Below are 17,093 nucleotides of genomic sequence, written 5' to 3' on the forward strand. Positions count from 1 at the left end.
TTCACTCCGTTGGGTGACTTTAGGTTGCGGTTGGCCCTGCTTAGGCGCCTGCTGCGAACGTCGTAGGGGCAGGAAGACAACCGCCTGCTTCGAGGAGCTTGCGATGGGCGCGATCTGGGGGCAGAACCGCCGCGAAAATCCGCAGGGGGCCTTGGCTTTTCTCGAGGACCTGTTGATCGAATGCGACGCCGGCACAGGAGAAACGGTGCTGGTCGGTGGGGGACCGGCCAGCGGGAAGACACACTTGCAGCACCAGGTGGTGGTGCGGGCCAAAGAGCTGGGCATCGTCACGCTCGCCGCGGCCGGAGCCGCCGACGAGCGTGGCGTGGACGGTGGCGTGATCGACCAGCTGCTGGCGAGCCCGCTGCTGCCGCCGTCACTGACCGGCCTCCCGGCCGGCGGGGACGGCGCCGACACGGATGAACGGATCGCCGCGCTGTGCAGCGCGATCCACCGGCTGGCCCGCGAACGCGCGGTGCTGGTGGCGGTCGACGACCTCCACCACGTGGACGAGACCTCGGCGCGGCTCCTGCTCCGCCTGCAGCGACGGGCGCCCTCCGCGGCGTTGCTGCTGGTCCTCAACCACACCGACGGGTCGTACGCCGATTCGCCGTTCACCTCGCTGCCGCACCGGCACGTCGAGCTGACGCCGTTGTCGGTCCAGGCCATCGCGGAGCTGGTGGAAGGGGAAGGGCTGCCGGAGCGGATCCACGAGCTGAGCGCCGGGAACCCGCTGCTGGTCCGGGCGCTCGTCGACGCCCACCGCGGCAGCGCGGACACCGGCTCGGCGTACTCCGAGGCCGTCCAGCGGCTGCTGCACCGCTACGGCTCGCCGCTCCGCGAGGTCGCGACCGCGATCGCGGTGCTGGACAGCGACGTCACCACCGAGGCCGTCGCCATCGTCGCCGGGGTCGACCCGCTGGAGGCCGAGACGTCCACCGGGCGGCTCGCCGAGGCGGGGCTGGTCGCGGGCTTCCGGTTCCGGCCGCCGGCCGCCGCCGCGGTGGTGTGCGGGCTGCGCGGGCCGGAGAAGGTCCGGCTGCACGTCCGGGCCGCCGAAGTCAAGCACGCCCGCGGGCTGAGCCCCGCCGAAGTCGCCCGGCACCTCGTCGCGGCCGGGGAGGCCGAGGCCGACTGGGCGCTGCCGGTGCTTGTCGCGGCGGCGGAGCAGGTGATGCTCGGCGACGACATCGACTTCGCCACCCGCTGCCTCAAGCTCGCCGCGTCGGTCTCGACGGCGCGCTGGGAGCAGCAGACGATCTCCCAGCTGCTCGCCAAGATCACCTGGCGCGTCAACCCGGCGGCCGCCGCGCCGCACCTGAGATCGCTGCGCGAGGCGGGTTCGCTGGACTCCTCCGACCGGATCGGGCTCGCCCGGCAGTCGCTGTGGCTCGGCGACCGGGACACCTTCGAGCGCTCGTTCGCCGCGCTCGAGCACGACGTCGAACCGCTCGACCCGCGGACCTCGGCCGAGCTCGTCCTCGCCGGCTACTGGCACTACGGCGTCTCGACGACGACGGCCGAGCCCGGCGATCCCTGGCTGCACACGGCCACCTCGCTGGCCGCGATGTGGCGCACCGGGGGCACCGAGACGACGTCGGCGTGCGCGGAACGGATCCTGCAGAACTGCCGGCTTTCCGACACCTCGCTGGAGGCGCTGGCGACGGCGATCCTCGCGCTGGCCCACGACGACAAGGCCGACCGCGCCGAAGGCTGGTGCACCTCGCTCAGCGAGGAAGCCGAATACCGGGGCGCGATCACGTGGAAGGCGATGCTCGACGCGATCGGCGCGAGCCTGCGGCTGCGGCGGGGCGACGTCCCCGGCGCCGTCGACCTCGGGACCCGGGCGCTGGGCATGCTGGACGCGCCGAACTGGGGCGTCGCGATCAGCTACCCGCTGGCCACGCTGCTGATCGCGCACACCGCGGCCGGGGCGTTCAAGGACGCGGCGGCGATCCTGCGGCACCCGCTGCCGGACGCGGCGTGGGGGACCCTGGGCGGCGTCCGGTACCTGCGGGCCCGCGGGCACTTCCACCTGGCGACCAACCGTGGCCTCGCGGCCGTGAGCGACCTGCAGCAGTGCCGCCGGATCCTGCACGAGCAGGACCTGGAGCTGCCGGCGGTCCTGCCGTGGCAGGCCGACCTCGCGGAGGCGAACCTCGGGCTGGGCAACACGGCCATCGCCGTCGAGCTGGCCCGGCAGTCACTGGCCGGCCCGGTGGACGCGTACTCGCGCGGGTCCGCGCTGCGGGTGCTGGCCCTGGCCGGCGACGCGGCGGCCCGCCCGGGGCTGCTGAACCGGGCGGCGGAGGCGTTCAAGGCGTCCGGCGACCGGCTGGAGCTGGCGAAGACGATGCGCACGATCAACCACCTGAGCCAGCGCGCGGAGCGAGCGGGAAGCCTGGTGAAAGCGGTGCACGTGCCGCGCCAGGGCCGGTCCCGGCCGGCGGTTCCCCGCCCGGTGGCGCGCCCCGAGCCGGCGTCGCCGTCGGCGTCCGTGCTGAGCGAGGCGGAGCTGCGGGTGGCCGAGCTGGCCGTGGAGGGCCGGACGAACCGGCAGATCGCGGAGACGCTGTACATCACGGTGAGCACGGTGGAGCAGCACCTGACCCGGGTGTACCGCAAGCTGGGCGTGGCCGGCCGGGCCGCGCTGGCCGGCGAGTTCGCCGACGCCGAGGGCGGACAGTGAACGTGCTGCTGACCGAGGCCGAGCTGCGGGTCGCCGAGCTGGCCGCGGACGCGACGGGCATCGAGGCGATCGCGGAGGTGCTGGGGGTGCGGCCAGAGGACGCGGCGGGGGTTTTGGAGACGGTGTACCGGAAGCTGGGCCCGGCAAAGCGGTAAAGCCGTGAAGGCCACCATGGGATCCATGGTGGCCTTCACGGCTTCGCGCAGACGCGGCTCAGGAACCGCGCTGGTCCGCCACCACCGCGGCGATGATGTCGTCCAGCGTGCGGGTCGGGGAGAACCCGATCTGCCCCAACGCCTTCTCGCAGTTCGGGATGCGGCGCTGCATGTCCTCGTACCCGTCGCCGTACGCCTCCTCGTACGGCACCTTCGCGATCGTGCTCGCCGAGCCGGTCGCCGAGATCACGCGCTCGGCGAGCTGGGCGATCGTCGTCTGCTCGGTGCTGCCGAGGTTGAACACGTTGCTGTACGCGGATTCGTCGGACAGCAGCGCCACCAGCGCCGGGACGACGTCGTGGACGTGGCAGAAGCAGCGCGTCTGCTGGCCGTCGCCGAAGACCGTGATCGGTTCGCCGGCCAGTGCCTGCTTCACGAAGCGGGGGATGACCATGCCGTAACGGCCCGTCTGGCGGGGGCCGACCGTGTTGAACGGGCGGACGATCACCGTGCGGAGGCCGTGCTCGACCGCGTACAGGTACGCGAACGTCTCGTCCAGCGCCTTGGCCTCGGCGTAGGACCAGCGGTTCTTCAGCGGCGAGCCGATGATCCGGTCGGCGTCCTCGGTGAGGCCGTCGGCGGCGTTCTTGCCGTAGATCTCGCTGGTGGACGCGACCAGGATCGGCACGTCGTGCTGCAGCGCCGCGTCCAGCATGGTCTCGGTGCCGTGCAGGTTGGTGCGCAGGCTTTCCATCGTCTTGTCGAGGATGGTGAAGACGCCGACCGCGGCCGCGAGGTGGAAGATCGCGTCGATGCCGGCCATGCACGCCTCGACCGCCGAAGGGTCGGTCACCGAGCCGCGCACGAAGCGGAAGCCGTGGTGGTCGCGCACGCCGGCCAGGTTGTCGAGCGTGCCGGTGCTGAGGTTGTCGAGCGCGACGACCTCGTGGCCGCGCTCCAGGAGGTGCTCGGTCAGGTGGGAGCCGATGAAGCCGGCGCCGCCGGTGATGAGGTAACGCACGTCGGGTGTCCTCTCAATGTCTTTGGGGGGTTCCGGGTGGCGGAGCCCCGGCCTGGGGCGGAGCCCCGGAAGATTCAGTTCGCGAAGAGCGAAGGGTCGAAGCGGTAGGTGGCGTCGATGACGAGCGGGCACTCGCCGAGCCAGTCGTACCCGTGGCCGGGCTGGATGGTGTGGATCAGCGCGACGTCCCAGTCTTCACCGTCCGGCTCGGCGACGTTGTCCAGCTGGCCGCCGGTGACGCGGATGGTCGACACGAGCGGGTCGTGGTAACCGACCTTCGCGCCCTTCGCCGCCAGCAGGTCGATGATGTCCAAAGCGGACGACGACCGGACGTCCTGGACGCCGGGCTTGTACGTCACGCCGACGACCAGCACGCGCGTGCCGGCCAGGCCCTTCCCGTTGCGGGACAGAGTGTTGCCGATGCGCTCGACGACCTGCTTGGGACGTTCGGCGATGGCGTGCATGGCCTGCGTGACGAGCGGCGCGTTGTGCTGCGTCGCGCGCAGCTGCCAGAGCAGGTAGTGCGGGTCGCAGGGGATGCAGTGCCCGCCGACGCCCGGGCCGGGGTGGAAGGCCATGAAGCCGTACGGCTTGCTCGCCGCGGCGTCGATCACCTCGATCGGGTCGATCGAGAAGCCGTCGCTGATCTCCGCGAACTCGTTGGCCAGTGCGATGTTCACCGCGCGGAAGGTGTTCTCGTAGAGCTTCGTCAGCTCGGCGACCTCGGCGGAGCTGACGCAGTGCACCGCCGGGGTCAGCAGGTTGACGACGCGCTGCGCCATCGCGGTGCACGCCGGCGTCACGCCGCCCAGGACACGCGGGGTCTCCTGCTGCGTGTGCGTGACGTTGCCGGGGTCGATGCGCTCGGGGCTGGACGCGACGAAGATGTCGCGGCCGATCTTGAACCCCTTGGCGACCAGCGGCTTCACCAGCAACCGGCCGGCGGTGCCGACGTAGCTGGTGGAGGTGAGGATCAGCGTCTGGCCGACCCGGGCGTGCGCGATCAACGCCGCGCAGGCGCTCTCGAGCGGGCCGAGGTCGGGCATCAGGTACTCGTCCAGCCCGGTCGGCACGCACACCAGCACCGCGTCGGCCTCGGCCATCCGCGCGAGGTCGGCGGTGAGCTGGAAGTCCTCCTGGTGCACGGCTTTCTCCAGCCGGCGGTGGTCGGCCTCGATCAGGTCGACCTCGCCGGAGCGGATCGCGTCGAGGCGGTTCTGCGAAAGGTCGATGCCGATGATCCCGACACCGCTCTCGTGCAGGCCCAGGGCGGTCGGCAGACCGACGTACCCCATCCCGATCACCGCGACGGAGGTCAGTTCGTTCAGCTCGGCCAGGATTTCGTGTTCGGCGACAGTACTCGTCATTGTGGTTCACCCGTCTCTTGCACGGTGGAAGGGGTCAGTACACGACCCGGACGATTTCGAAAGCTTCGGCGAGCTCGGTGGAGATCTGCGAGCCGCGGTATTCGGCCAGGGCGCGCACACCCCGCTCGCTGCGCGGGTGGGGCCACGGCTCGAGTTCCTTGCCGTACGCGCGCAGCGCTTCGACCTTGCGCTCGATGTGCGTCTCCTCGAGGCGCTGCCAGCAGTTGGGGCGGAAGGTGACCGGGAGCCCGGACGCCTCGCCGACGTCGGTGGCGGAGCGGATCTCGAACGTCCGCACCTCCTGCACGCTGCCCTTGCCCGGCCGGCCCGCGACCCGGGCGGCCCGGCTGACCAGCGCGTGGTCGGTGCTCAGGTCGCACATGCTGGTGGTGAGGATCGTGTCGGGCTCGAAGTCCCGGACCTCGTTCTCCACCGTCCGGTTCAGCTCGAGGTGGCTGACGGTGTCGAGGCGGTTGTCCCCGAACTCGTGGATGCGCACGCGTTCGATGCCGAGCGTCTTCGCGGCCAGCTCGATCGCGGCGGTGCGGTTGACGACCCCGGCCCCGTTCGCCGAGCGCGAGCCGTCGTCGTTGGTGAGGATGCAGAGCGAGATCGTCACGCCCTCGTCGGCGAGCCGGGCGATGGTGCCGCCCGCGCCGAGGGTCTCGTCGTCGCCGTGCGCTCCCACGACCAGCAGCTTGCTTATTTTCCTGTGCATAGCGGATCCCCAGTCTCGGTGCTGATGGAAGTGCCGTCGCACGGCATCACGAGCAGCGGAAGTGTCTTCGCAGAAATCTGACATCCGCCGGTCGCGACCGACAACCCCTAAAGACCGTCTAAAGCGGACCTTGGCGGGGCGGCGGACGCCCGGCTTAGGGGCGCGATCACCGTGTCATCCGGGGCCATTAGGGGTGGGTGCGCCCGCGGTGCGCTCGTATCGTCAGCCGTATTGCTGTGGGGGTGCGCGATCCCCCTTTCCAGCGCAGGCGACGTGGAAGGAAAGAGGACTCGTGGGCAACTCCGAAGACAAGCTGGTCGGTGCGCTCCGTGCCTCCCTCAAGGAGAGCGAACGGCTGCGCGAGAAGAACCGGCGGCTCACCGAAGCCGCGCGGGAACCGATCGCGATCATCGGCATGGCCTGCCGGTTCCCGGGCGGCGCCACGACCCCGGAGGAACTCTGGCGGATCCTCGACGGCGGCGTCGACGCGATCGGCGAGTTCCCCGCGAACCGCGGCTGGGACCTGGACCGGCTCTACGACCCGACCGGCGAGCGCACGGGCTCGAGCTACGTCCGCGAAGGCGGTTTCCTCCACGACGCCCTGGACTTCGACGCCGACCTCTTCGGCATCAGCCCGCGCGAAGCGCTGCTCATGGACCCGCAGCAACGGCTCCTGCTGGAAACCTCCTGGGAGGCCTTCGAACGCGCGGGCATCGCGCCGCATTCGGTGAAGGGCAGCCCCACCGGCGTCTTCGCCGGCACGATGTACCACAACTACCAGGGCAGCTACGGCTCTTCCGGTGTCATCTCCGGCCGGCTCGCCTACACCTTCGGCCTGGAAGGGCCCGCCGTCACCATCGACACGGCGTGCTCGTCGTCGCTCGTCGCGCTGCACATGGCCGTGCAGGCGCTGCGCTCCGGCGAGTGCTCGCTCGCCCTCGCGGGCGGCGTTTCGGTGATGTCGACGCCGCGCACCTTCGTCGAGTTCAGCCTCGACGGCACGCTCGCCCGCAGTGCCCGCTGCCGCGCCTTCGCCGACTCCGCCGACGGCACCGGCTGGTCCGAGGGCTGCGGGATGCTGCTGGTGGAAAAGCTTTCCGACGCCCGACGCAACGGTCACCCGGTCCTCGCCATCGTGCGCGGCACCGCGATCAACCAGGACGGCGCGTCCAACGGCATGACCGCGCCCAACGGTCCCGCCCAGCAGCGCGTGATCCGCCAGGCCCTCGCCAACGCCCGGGTCAGCCCGGACGAGGTCGACGTCGTCGAGGCGCACGGCACCGCCACCAAGCTCGGCGACCCGATCGAGGCGGGCGCGCTGCTCGCCACCTACGGTCAGGGCCGCCCCGAGAACTCGCCGCTGTGGCTGGGTTCGGTGAAGTCGAACGTCGGCCACACGCAGGCCGCGTCCGGCGTCGCCGGCGTGCTGAAGATCGTGCTGGCGTTGAACAACGAGGTGCTGCCGCAGACGCTGCACGTCGACCAGCCGACCCGGCAGGTCGACTGGAGCGCCGGGCAGGTCGAGCTGCTCACCGAGCGACGGCCGTGGGAGCGCAACGGCCACCCGCGCCGCGGCGCCGTTTCGTGCTTCGGCCTGAGCGGCACCAACGCCCACGTCATCCTCGAAGAGGCCCCGGACCCCGAGGACATCGAAGAGACCCCGCGTGACGACGCCGCGATCCCGTTCGTCCTGTCCGGCCGGACGCCGCAGGCGCTGCGCGCGCAGGCCGAGCGGCTGCTCACGGCCCTCGACGAGAACCCCGCCGAACTGCTCGACGTCGCTCGCACGCTGGCCGCCGGGCGCACGCACCTCGACCACCGCGCCGCTTTCGTGGCGAGCGACCGTGCCGAGCTGCTCACGGCGCTGCGCGGGTTCGCGGACGGCGAGCCGGGCGCGTTGACCGGCGTCGCCCGCGGTGAGACGAACACCGCGTTCCTGTTCTCCGGCCAGGGTTCCCAGCGATCCGGCATGGGCGCGGTCCTCGGCGCGAAGTACCCGGTGTTCGCGCAGGCGTACGCCGAGGCCTGCGCCGAGCTGGACCAGCACCTCGACCGCCCGATCCGCGAAGTGATCGACACCGACGCGGACGCCCTGTCGCAGACCGGGAACACCCAAGCCGCCCTGTTCGCCTTCGAGGTCGCGCTCTTCCGGCTCGTCGCGTCGTGGGGTCTGGTCCCGGACGCCGTCTGCGGCCACTCCATCGGCGAACTCGCCGCCGCCCACTGCGCCGGCGTGCTTTCCCTCGCCGACGCGGCGAAGCTCGTCGCCGCTCGCGGACGGCTGATGCAGGCCCTGCCGACCGGCGGCGCGATGGTCGCCGTCGAAGGGACGCCCGAAGAGGTCGCCGCCTACGATCCACAAGGGACGGTCGATGTCGCCGCCGTCAACGGCCCGCGATCCGTCGTCATCTCCGGTGCCGAAAGCGCGGTCGTCGCGGTCGGCGACAAGTTCGTCGACGCCGGACGCCGGACGACGCGCTTGAAGGTCTCGCACGCGTTCCACTCGCGGCTGATGGACCCGATGCTCGCCGAGTTCCGTGCGGTGGCGAAGAGTCTCACGTACGCGCGGCCCGAGCTGACCGTCATTTCGAGCGTCACCGGCGCCGAGGTCTCCGCCGAGCTGACCGACCCCGAGTACTGGGTGAGCAACGTCCGGCAGCCGGTCCGGTTCGCCGACGCCGTCCGCGCGCTGGCCGCCGAGGGCGTCAACCGGTTCCTGGAGCTGGGCCCGGACGCGCCGCTGACCGCCGCCGTCCCGCAGTCCGCCGAAACCGCGGTCGCCGTCGCGGCGCAGCGCCGGGACGTCCCCGAGGACGTCGCACTCACCACGGCGCTCGCGCACCTGCACGTCCGTGGCGTCGTCCCGGACTGGGCCGCGCACTTCGCCTCCCGCGGCGCGGGCCGGGCGGACCTGCCGACCTACGCCTTCCAGAACCAGCGGTACTGGCTGGAGGTCTCGTCGGAGTCCGGCGACCTCTCGTCGATCGGCCTCGACCCGGTCGACCACCCCCTGCTCGGCGCGGCCACGCTGCTGGCCGACGCCGACGGCCTGGTGCTGTCCGGCCGGATCTCCGCCACCACCCACCCATGGCTCGACGACCACGTCGTCGGCGGCGCGATCCTGCTGCCCGGCACGGCGTTCGTCGAGCTGGCCGTCCGCGCGGGCGACGAAGCCGGCTGCGGCCGCGTCCGCGACCTGACCCTGCACGCCCCGCTGGTGCTGCCCGCGAAGGGCGCCGCGCGGATCCAGGTCTGGATCGGCAAGCCCGCCGCCGACGGGTCACGCCCGATCAGCGTCCACTCGCGACCGGACGACCTGGCCGTGACCGCCGGCTGGACCCGGCACGCCGACGGCACCCTCGCTCCCGCCACGGCCGGGACGACGTTCGACCTGAGCGCGTGGCCGCCCGCCGGTGCCGAGGTCGTCGACCTCGACGGCATGTACGACCTGCTGGCGGAGGCCGGCATGGCGTACGGCCCCGTCTTCCAGGGCCTGCGCGCGGCTTGGCGGGCCGGCGACGACATCTTCGCCGAAGTCGCCCTGCCGGAGCAGGACCGCCTCGGCGCCGAAGCGTTCGGCCTGCACCCCGCGGTCTTCGACGCGTCCCTGCACGCCGTCGGGCTCAGCTCGGCTGCCGGTGAGGGCACCACGCTGCCGTACTCCTGGTCCGACGTCGAGCTGCTGGCCGCGGGCGCGGCTTCGCTGCGGGTGCACGTCCGCCCGACCGGCGACCAGACGGTCGAGCTGCGCCTGGCCGATTCGGCCGGGGCGCCGGTCGCCCGCGTCGGGCAGCTGGGGCTGCGCCGGATCAGCGAGGAACAGCTCGCCGCGGCCCGCGCCAAGCCGGGTGGCACCGACTCCCTCTACCGCGTCGACTGGGTTCCCACGACGCTGCCGGAAGCGTCCGAAGTGGACTTCTCGGTGTACGAGGTCAAGCCGGGAACGACCGCCGCCGCGGCGAAGAAGGCCGTCCACAGTGCACTGCCGGAGATCCGGGAGGCCGACGGACGCCTGCTCGTGGTGACCTCCGGCGACCTGGCCGGTGCCGCCGTCGCCGGGCTCGTCCGCTCGGCGCAGGTCGAGAACCCCGGCCGGATCGTGCTCGTCGAAGGCACCGCGACGCCGGAGCAGCTCGCCGCGATCTCCGCCGCGGACGAGACGTCCGTGCGCGTCACGGGCACCGAAGTCGCGGTCCCGCGCCTGGTCCGCGCCACCCCCGAGGCCGGAGATACCCCGGAGTGGGGCACGGTGCTCATCACCGGCGGTACCGGCGCGCTGGGCAGGCTCGTCGCGAAGCACCTCGTGCGGCAGCACGGGGTCAAGGACCTCGTGCTCGTCAGCCGTCGCGGCCCGGACGCCGGGGGCGCCGCGGAACTCGTCGCCGAACTGGCCGAGCTGGGCGCCGAGGCGACCGTCGTGGCCGCCGACCTCGCGAACCGCGCGAAGGTCCGTGCCCTGCTGAAGAAGTACCCGGTCACCTCGGTCGTCCACGCGGCCGGCGTGCTCGACGACGGTGTCCTCGCTTCGATGACGCCCGAGCGCATCGACGGCGTCTTCGACCCGAAGGCCCTGGCCGCCTGGCACCTGCACGAGCTGGCCGGCGACCTCACCGCGTTCGTCACGTTCTCCTCGGCCGCCGGCGTGCTGGGCGCGCCGGGCCAGGCGAACTACGCCGCCGCCAACGCCTTCCTGGACGCGCTCACCGCGGTGCGCCGCGCCGAGGGCAAGCCGGGGCACTCGCTCGCCTGGGGCATGTGGGAGTCGGCGGCCGGCATGGCCGGCGAAACCCACGGCAAGCGCGGCCTCGGCGCCTTCGGCGTGGAGGAGGGCCTGGCCCTGTTCGACGCCGCGGTCGGCGCGGCGGGCGACGAGTACGTCCCGATCAAGCTCGACCTGCCCGCCCTGCGCGAGGCGGGCGGCGGCGTCCCCGACCTGCTGCGCGGCCTCGTCCCTGCGTCCCGGCGGACGGTGTCCGACCGCGAGGCGGGTGCGGACTCGCTGCTGGGCAAGCTGATCCGGCTGCCCGCGGAGAAGCGCCTCGGCCACCTGCTCGACCTGGTGGTCCAGCACTCGGCCGCGGTGCTCGGCCACGGCTCGGCCGACCTGGTCGACGCCGACCGCGCGTTCAAGGACCTCGGGTTCGACTCGCTGACCGCGGTCGAGCTGCGCAACGCGCTCAACGAGGCCACCGGCCTGACCCTGACCGCGACGCTCGTCTTCGACTACCCGACCGCGGGCGACCTCGCGGCGCACCTCCACGAGTCGCTGCTCGGCGAGCTGGAAGACGCCGTCGAGGCCGAAGAAGTCACCGCGAGCACCGACGAGCCGATCGCGATCGTCGGCATGGCCTGCCGGTTCCCCGGCGGCGTCACGACCCCGGACGAGCTGTGGGAGCTGGTCGCGGCCGGCCGCGACGGCACTTCGCGGTTCCCCGAAGACCGCTCGTGGGACCTCGACTACTGGCTCGGCATGGCGGCCGCGGCGGGCAAGGAGCCCAACGGCGGGTTCGTCACCGGTGCCACCGACTTCGACGCCGGCTTCTTCGGCATCAGCCCGAACGAAGCCGTGATGATGGACCCGCAGCAGCGGATGCTGCTCGAAGCGTGCTGGGAGGCATGCGAATCCGCGGGCATCGACCCGTTGTCGCTCAAGGGCACCGACACCGGCGTGTTCGCCGGCGTCATGCAGTCCGACTACGACCCGGGCCCGCTCGGCACGGTCGAGCACAACGGCCTCTTCCGCGGCTCCGGCGCGCTCGGCAGCGTCGTGTCCGGCCGGGTCGCCTACACCTACGGGCTCGAGGGGCCCGCGGTGTCGATCGACACCGCCTGCTCGTCTTCGCTGGTGGCGCTGCACCTGGCCGTCCAGGCCCTGCGCCAGGGTGACTGCTCGCTGGCCCTGGCCGGCGGCGTCGCCGCGCTGGTCTCGCCGGAACCGTTCGTGCACTTCGACAACAGCGGCACCGCCACCGACGGGCGGACGAAGGCCTACTCGGCCGCGGCCGACGGCGTGGGCTGGGCCGAGGGCGTCGGCCTGCTGGTCGTCGAACGGCTCTCCGACGCCCGGCGCAACGGGCACGAGGTCCTCGCCGTCGTCCGCTCGAGCGCGGTGAACTCCGACGGCGCGTCCAACGGCCTCACCGCCCCGAACGGCCCGTCGCAGGAGCGCGTGATCAAGCGCGCGCTCAAGATCGCCGGCCTTCGCGCGGCCGACGTCGACGCCGTCGAGGGCCACGGCACCGGAACCACGCTGGGCGACCCGATCGAAGCCAACGCCCTGCTCGCCACCTACGGCCGCGACCGGTCCGACGACGAGCCGCTGTGGCTGGGGTCCGTCAAGTCCAACATCGGCCACGCGCAGGCCGCGGCCGGCGTCGCCGGGGTCATCAAGATGATCCTCGCGATGCGCCACGGCGAGCTGCCGATGACCCGCCACGGCGACGACCCGTCGCCGCACGTCGACTGGTCCGCGGGCGCGGTCCGGCTGCTCGCCGAGACGATCCCGTGGCCGGACCGGGGCCACCCGCGCCGCGCCGGTGTGTCGGCTTTCGGCTACAGCGGCACCAACGCGCACGTGATCCTGGAGCAGGCCCCGCCGGCCGAAGCGGCCGAGCCGGTGCGCGCCGCGGGAGAGCGGCCGTCGGTGCTCCCGCCGTGGCTGCTGACCGCCCGCACCCCGGAAGCCCTGCCGCTGCAGGCCGCCGCGCTGCTGACCCACCTGGACGAGCACCCGGACCTGGATCCCCTGGACGTGGGGTTCTCGCTGGCCGTCCGCGAGCCGGTGTTGCCCTACCGCGCCGCCGTGGTCGGAGACGACTTCGTCGCTGGTCTGACCGCGTTGGCCGCGGGTGAGGACTCGCCGATCGTCGTGCGGGGAACCGCCCGCGGCGGCAAGACGGCGTTCCTGTTCCCCGGCCAGGGCACCCAGCGGCCCGGCATGGGCCGTGAGCTGTGCGCCGCGTTCGGCGTCTTCGAGCACGCCTTCACGCAGACGAGTGCGCTCTTCGACGGCCACCTCGGCCGGTCGCTGCGCCAGGTGATGTTCGCCGAGGAGGGCTCGGCCGACGCGCAGCTGCTCGACCGGACCGCGTTCACCCAGGCCGCGCTCTTCACCATGCAGGTCGCGCTCTACCGCCTGGTCGAGTCGTGGGGCCTGCGCCCGGATGTGCTGATGGGCCACTCCGTCGGCGAGATCGCCGCGGCCCACGTTTCCGGGGTGCTTTCGCTGAAGGACGCCGTCAAGCTGGTCGCCCACCGCGGTCAGCTCATGGGGGAGCTGTCCGGTGGTGCCGTCGTCGCGGTGGAAGCCGCCGAGGACGAGGTGACGCCGTTGCTCACCGCCGCCTGCGGGATCGCGGCGATCAACGGACCCACGTCTCTGGTGGTGTCCGGTGCCGAGTCCGACGTCGTCGCGATCGCCGAGCACTTCACGGCGCGGGGCCGGCGGACCAAGCGGCTGGTGATCAGCCAGGCGATCCACTCACCGCTGCTCGACGAGATCCTGGACGAGCTGCGCGAGATCGCCGAAGAACTGACTTACGAACCCGCCCGGATCCCGGCAGTGTCCACAGTGGACGGCACCGCGATCGATCCGGAGCGGTGGGCCGACCCGGAGTACTGGGTGGCCAACTGCCGGAACTCCGTCCGGTTCCTCGACGGCGTCCGCGCCCTCGAAGCCGCCGGAGTCGGCCGGTACGTCGAGCTGGGCACCGACGGCACCCTCGCCGCGATGACCCAGGGCTGCCTGGCCGGCGACCCGCGCGACGCCGTGGTGATCGCGCTGCGGGCCAAGACCCAGGACGAGGTCCGGGGCGCGCAGCTGGCGGCGGGACGCTTCTTCGCCCACGGCCTCGGCCTGACCGGCGCGAAGCTGTTCCGCGGCGCCGAGCGCGTCGCGCTGCCGCCGTACGCCTTCCACCGCAGCCGGTACTGGCCGGACGTCGACATGGAAGCCCTGCACGCGACCGGCGACCTCGCCGCGACCGGGCTCGATTCGACCGAGCACCCGCTGGTCTCCGCCGCGCTCGCGGTGGCGGGGTCGACGCAGGTGGTGCTGACCGGGCAGATCTCGGTGCACACGCACCCGTGGCTGGCCGACCACACCGTCGGTGGCACGATCGTCTTCCCCGGCGCGGGATTCGTCGAGCTGGCCGTGCGGGCCGGCGACGAGACCGGCTGCCCGCGGCTCGACGAGCTGACCCTGGAAGCGCCGCTGGTGCTGCCCGAGCTGGGCAAGGTGCGGCTGCAGGTCGTCGTCGACGAGCCGGCGGCTTCCGGCCACCGCGCGGTCGCGGTGTACTCGCAGACCGACAGCGACGACCCCTGGATCCGGCACGCCGCTGGTGTCCTGGCGCCCGCCGCGGATGCGGAGCCGGGTGGGCTGACGGCCTGGCCGCCCGCCGGTGCCGAGCCGGTTTCCCTGGACGGGCTGTACGAAGGGTTCGCCGCCGCCGGGCTCGGCTACGGGCCCGCGTTCCAGGGCCTGTCCGCGGCTTGGACCCGCGACGGCGAGGTGTTCGCCGAGGTCGTCGCGACCGAGGCCGTTGCCGGGTTCGGGCTGCACCCGGCCGTCCTCGACGCGGCCCTGCACGCGATCGGCCTCTGCGACACCGTGACGGTCGCGGGCGGGTTGCCGTTCGCGTGGACCGGCGTCGAACTGCACGCGGCGGGCGCGTCCCGGCTGCGGGTCCGAGTCGTCCCGCTCGGCGCCGACTCGGTGTCCCTCGAACTGGCGGACCAGACGGGCCGCCCGGTCGCTTCGGTCGGTTCGCTCGTGCTGCGGGCGGCGGCGGCGACGGGTGTCGCGGTGACGCGGCCGCCCAAGTCCTTGCACGGCTGGGCGTGGCAGCAAGTGCCCGTGCCCACCGGTCCGGTCGCCGACGTCGAGATCCTGGATCCGCCCACTTCGGACTCGGTGGCGGAGACCCTGGCCCGGGTGCTCGACCGGGTGCGGGACCGGCTGAGCGGGTCGCAGGCCACGGTGGTGGTGGTCACCCGCGGCGCGGTCGCGCTCGACGGCGAGGACGTCACCGATCTGGCCGGTGCGGCCGTGTGGGGCCTGATCCGCTCCGCGCAGTCCGAGAACCCCGGCCGGTTCGTGCTCGCCGACATCGACGCGCACGCCGGTTCGGCGGCCGTCCTGCCGCGGCTCGTGGCCGCCGGGGAACCGCAGCTCGTCGTGCGGAACGGCGTCGCGTACGGCGGTCGGCTGACCCGGCTCGCGCCGTCCACCGAAGGGCCCGCGTCGGAGTTCGACGGCACCACGCTCGTCACCGGAGCGACCGGCGCGCTCGGCTCGCAACTGGTGCGGCACCTGGTCACCGAGCACGGCGTCCGGAAGCTGGTGCTCGTCAGCCGCCGGGGCGCGGCTCCCGGCCAGGTCGAGGAGCTGACCGAACTGGGCGCGGACGTCACGGTCGCCGCGTGCGACGCCGCCGACGCCGACGCGCTGAAGGAAGTGCTTGCTGAGCACGAGGTGACCGCGGTGGTGCACCTGGCGGCCGTGGTGGACGATGCGACGCTGCCGTCCCTGACCCCCGACCGGCTGGCCGCCGTCCTGCGGCCCAAGGTCGACGCGGCGCTCAACCTGCACCGGCTGACGTCGAACCTGAAGGCGTTCGTGCTGTTCTCGTCGGTCGCCGGGCTCCTGGGCAACGCCGGCCAGGGCGCGTACGCCGCCGCGAACAGCTTCCTCGACGGACTGGCCGCGCACCGGCGTGCCCAGGGAATGCCCGCGCAGTCCCTGGCCTGGGGGCTGTGGGAGGCGACCGCGGGGCTGTCCGAAGTGGACCGGACGCGGATGGCGCGCACCGGCCTGACGCCACTGTCCACAGAGGAAGGATTGGCGCTGTTCGACGCGGCCGTCGCCCGGCCGGAGGCCCTGCTGGTGCCGATGAAGGTCGACACCGGTTCGGAGGCGGGCGACGTCCCGCCGGCGTTCCGGGCACTGGTGCCGCAAACGCGGCGGACGGCGTCGGCGGGCGGGCCGACGCTGAAGGAGCGCCTGGCCGGGCTCGAACCGCTGCGGCGGGAGCGGGCCGTGCTCGACCTCGTCCTGGACCGGACCGCGGGCCTGCTCGGCTACGCCGGCGGCAGCGCGATCGAGGCACAGCGGCACTTCCTGGAGTCCGGTTTGGACTCGCTGACCGCCGTCGAGCTGCGCAACGGGCTCAACGAGGACACCGGGCTGCGGCTGCCGCCGACCGTCGTCTTCGACCACCAGACTCCCGCGGGGCTGGCCGCGCACCTGCTGTCCGAACTGGACGGTGACGTGGCCGTGGCGGTGCGGGCCGCGGAACCCGACGCGCTGGCGGACGTCTTCGCCGACGCGGTGCGGGCCGGTCGCGTCGAGGACGGGCTGAGCATGCTGGCCGCGGTGGCCAACCTCCGGCCGGCGTTCACCTCGCCCGCCGACATCGACGGCCTGCCGGCCCCGGTGCGGCTGAAGGAAGGCACGGCCGGGACCGAGCTGTTCTGCTTCAGCACGCCGGTCGCGACCGGCGGCGTCTACCAGTACGCGAAGCTGGCCGCCGGCTTCGGCGACGACCGGGAGCTGCACGCCGTGCCGATGCCCGGTTTCCTGCCGGGAGAAGCACTTCCGGCGACGTCGGAGGCGATCGTCGAGGTGCTGGCGGAGAGCCTGCGCAAGTCCGCGGGCGACCGGCCGTTCGCGCTGCTCGGGTACTCCTCGGCGGGCATCCTGGTGCACGCGGTGGCGGAGTGCCTGGAACGCGGCGGAACCCCGGCGGCGGGCATCGTCCTCCTGGACACGTACGTGATCAACGGCGACGACGCGATCGGCGACGGCGCGGCGGACCTGGCGAAGGGCATGCTGGCGAACGAGTCCCAGTACGGCTCGTTCGACCGGGCGAAGCTGACGGCGATGGCCCGCTACATGGACCTGCTGCCCGGCATCGCGATCGGCGGCATCTCGACGCCGTCGTTGCTGGTCCGCGCCGGGGAGCCGTTCGACGCGGAGGCCCGCAACTGGCAGACGACGTGGTCGCACGCGGACGACGTGCGCATCGCGAAGGGGCACCACTTCACGCTGATCGACACCGACGCCCCGACCACGGCGGCCACGGTCGCCGACTGGCTCGCGGGCCTGGACTGACGCGGTCGTGAGTGAGAAACAGTGTTCTAA

General features: G+C 72.8%; 5 protein-coding genes and 1 pseudogene. 3 read left to right on the plus strand and 3 right to left on the minus strand.

Translation table 11 applies throughout. From position 1 onward, the window contains the following. The first annotated feature begins 103 nt into the window (after positions 1-103). Both AA23TX_RS22030 and AA23TX_RS22035 read left to right on the plus strand, forming a co-directional pair. Positions 104-2,689 carry a helix-turn-helix transcriptional regulator gene (locus tag AA23TX_RS22030; protein WP_155544765.1) on the plus strand — a complete coding sequence of 862 codons (2,586 nt, stop codon included), beginning with the start codon at positions 104-106 and terminating at the stop codon, positions 2,687-2,689. Further along, positions 2,686-2,844 (plus strand): hypothetical protein, encoded by a 159-nt coding sequence (locus tag AA23TX_RS22035; RefSeq protein WP_155544766.1) that lies wholly within the window; start codon positions 2,686-2,688, stop codon positions 2,842-2,844. Before AA23TX_RS22030 ends, AA23TX_RS22035 begins: the two co-directional genes overlap by 4 nt. A 58-nt stretch (positions 2,845-2,902) precedes the next feature. Here AA23TX_RS22035 and AA23TX_RS22040 read toward each other — a convergent pair whose 3' ends face one another. From AA23TX_RS22040 to AA23TX_RS22050, 3 genes are all read right to left on the minus strand, one after another. Beyond that, a complete protein-coding gene (locus AA23TX_RS22040) occupies positions 2,903-3,865 on the minus strand; it encodes an NAD-dependent epimerase/dehydratase family protein (protein ID WP_155544767.1) in 963 nt (320 codons plus the stop codon). 74 nt (positions 3,866-3,939) lie between these two features. After that, positions 3,940-5,232, minus strand: a complete 1,293-nt coding sequence (locus AA23TX_RS22045) for a nucleotide sugar dehydrogenase (protein ID WP_155544768.1) — start codon at positions 5,230-5,232, stop codon at positions 3,940-3,942. A 34-nt stretch (positions 5,233-5,266) separates the two neighbouring features. Then, positions 5,267-5,950 carry a PIG-L deacetylase family protein gene (locus AA23TX_RS22050; protein WP_155544769.1) on the minus strand — a complete coding sequence of 228 codons (684 nt, stop codon included), beginning with the start codon at positions 5,948-5,950 and terminating at the stop codon, positions 5,267-5,269. Between the two features lie 292 nt (positions 5,951-6,242). Here AA23TX_RS22050 and AA23TX_RS22055 point away from each other — a divergent pair. Continuing rightward, positions 6,243-17,063 (plus strand): annotated as a pseudogene (locus tag AA23TX_RS22055) (SDR family NAD(P)-dependent oxidoreductase); the annotation flags it as partial. Positions 17,064-17,093: the final 30 nt, after the last annotated feature.

It is taken from the genome of Amycolatopsis camponoti (assembly GCF_902497555.1).
Classification (GTDB): domain Bacteria; phylum Actinomycetota; class Actinomycetes; order Mycobacteriales; family Pseudonocardiaceae; genus Amycolatopsis; species Amycolatopsis camponoti.

What these genes read in the sequence shown, in the direction of transcription:
- AA23TX_RS22030 (WP_155544765.1), top strand. Translation starts at nt 104, where the DNA reads ATGGGCGCGATCTGGGGGCAGAACCGCCGCGAAAATCCGCAGGGGGCC.
- AA23TX_RS22045 (WP_155544768.1), bottom strand. Translation starts at nt 5,232, where the DNA reads ATGACGAGTACTGTCGCCGAACACGAAATCCTGGCCGAGCTGAACGAA.
- AA23TX_RS22050 (WP_155544769.1), bottom strand. Translation starts at nt 5,950, where the DNA reads ATGCACAGGAAAATAAGCAAGCTGCTGGTCGTGGGAGCGCACGGCGAC.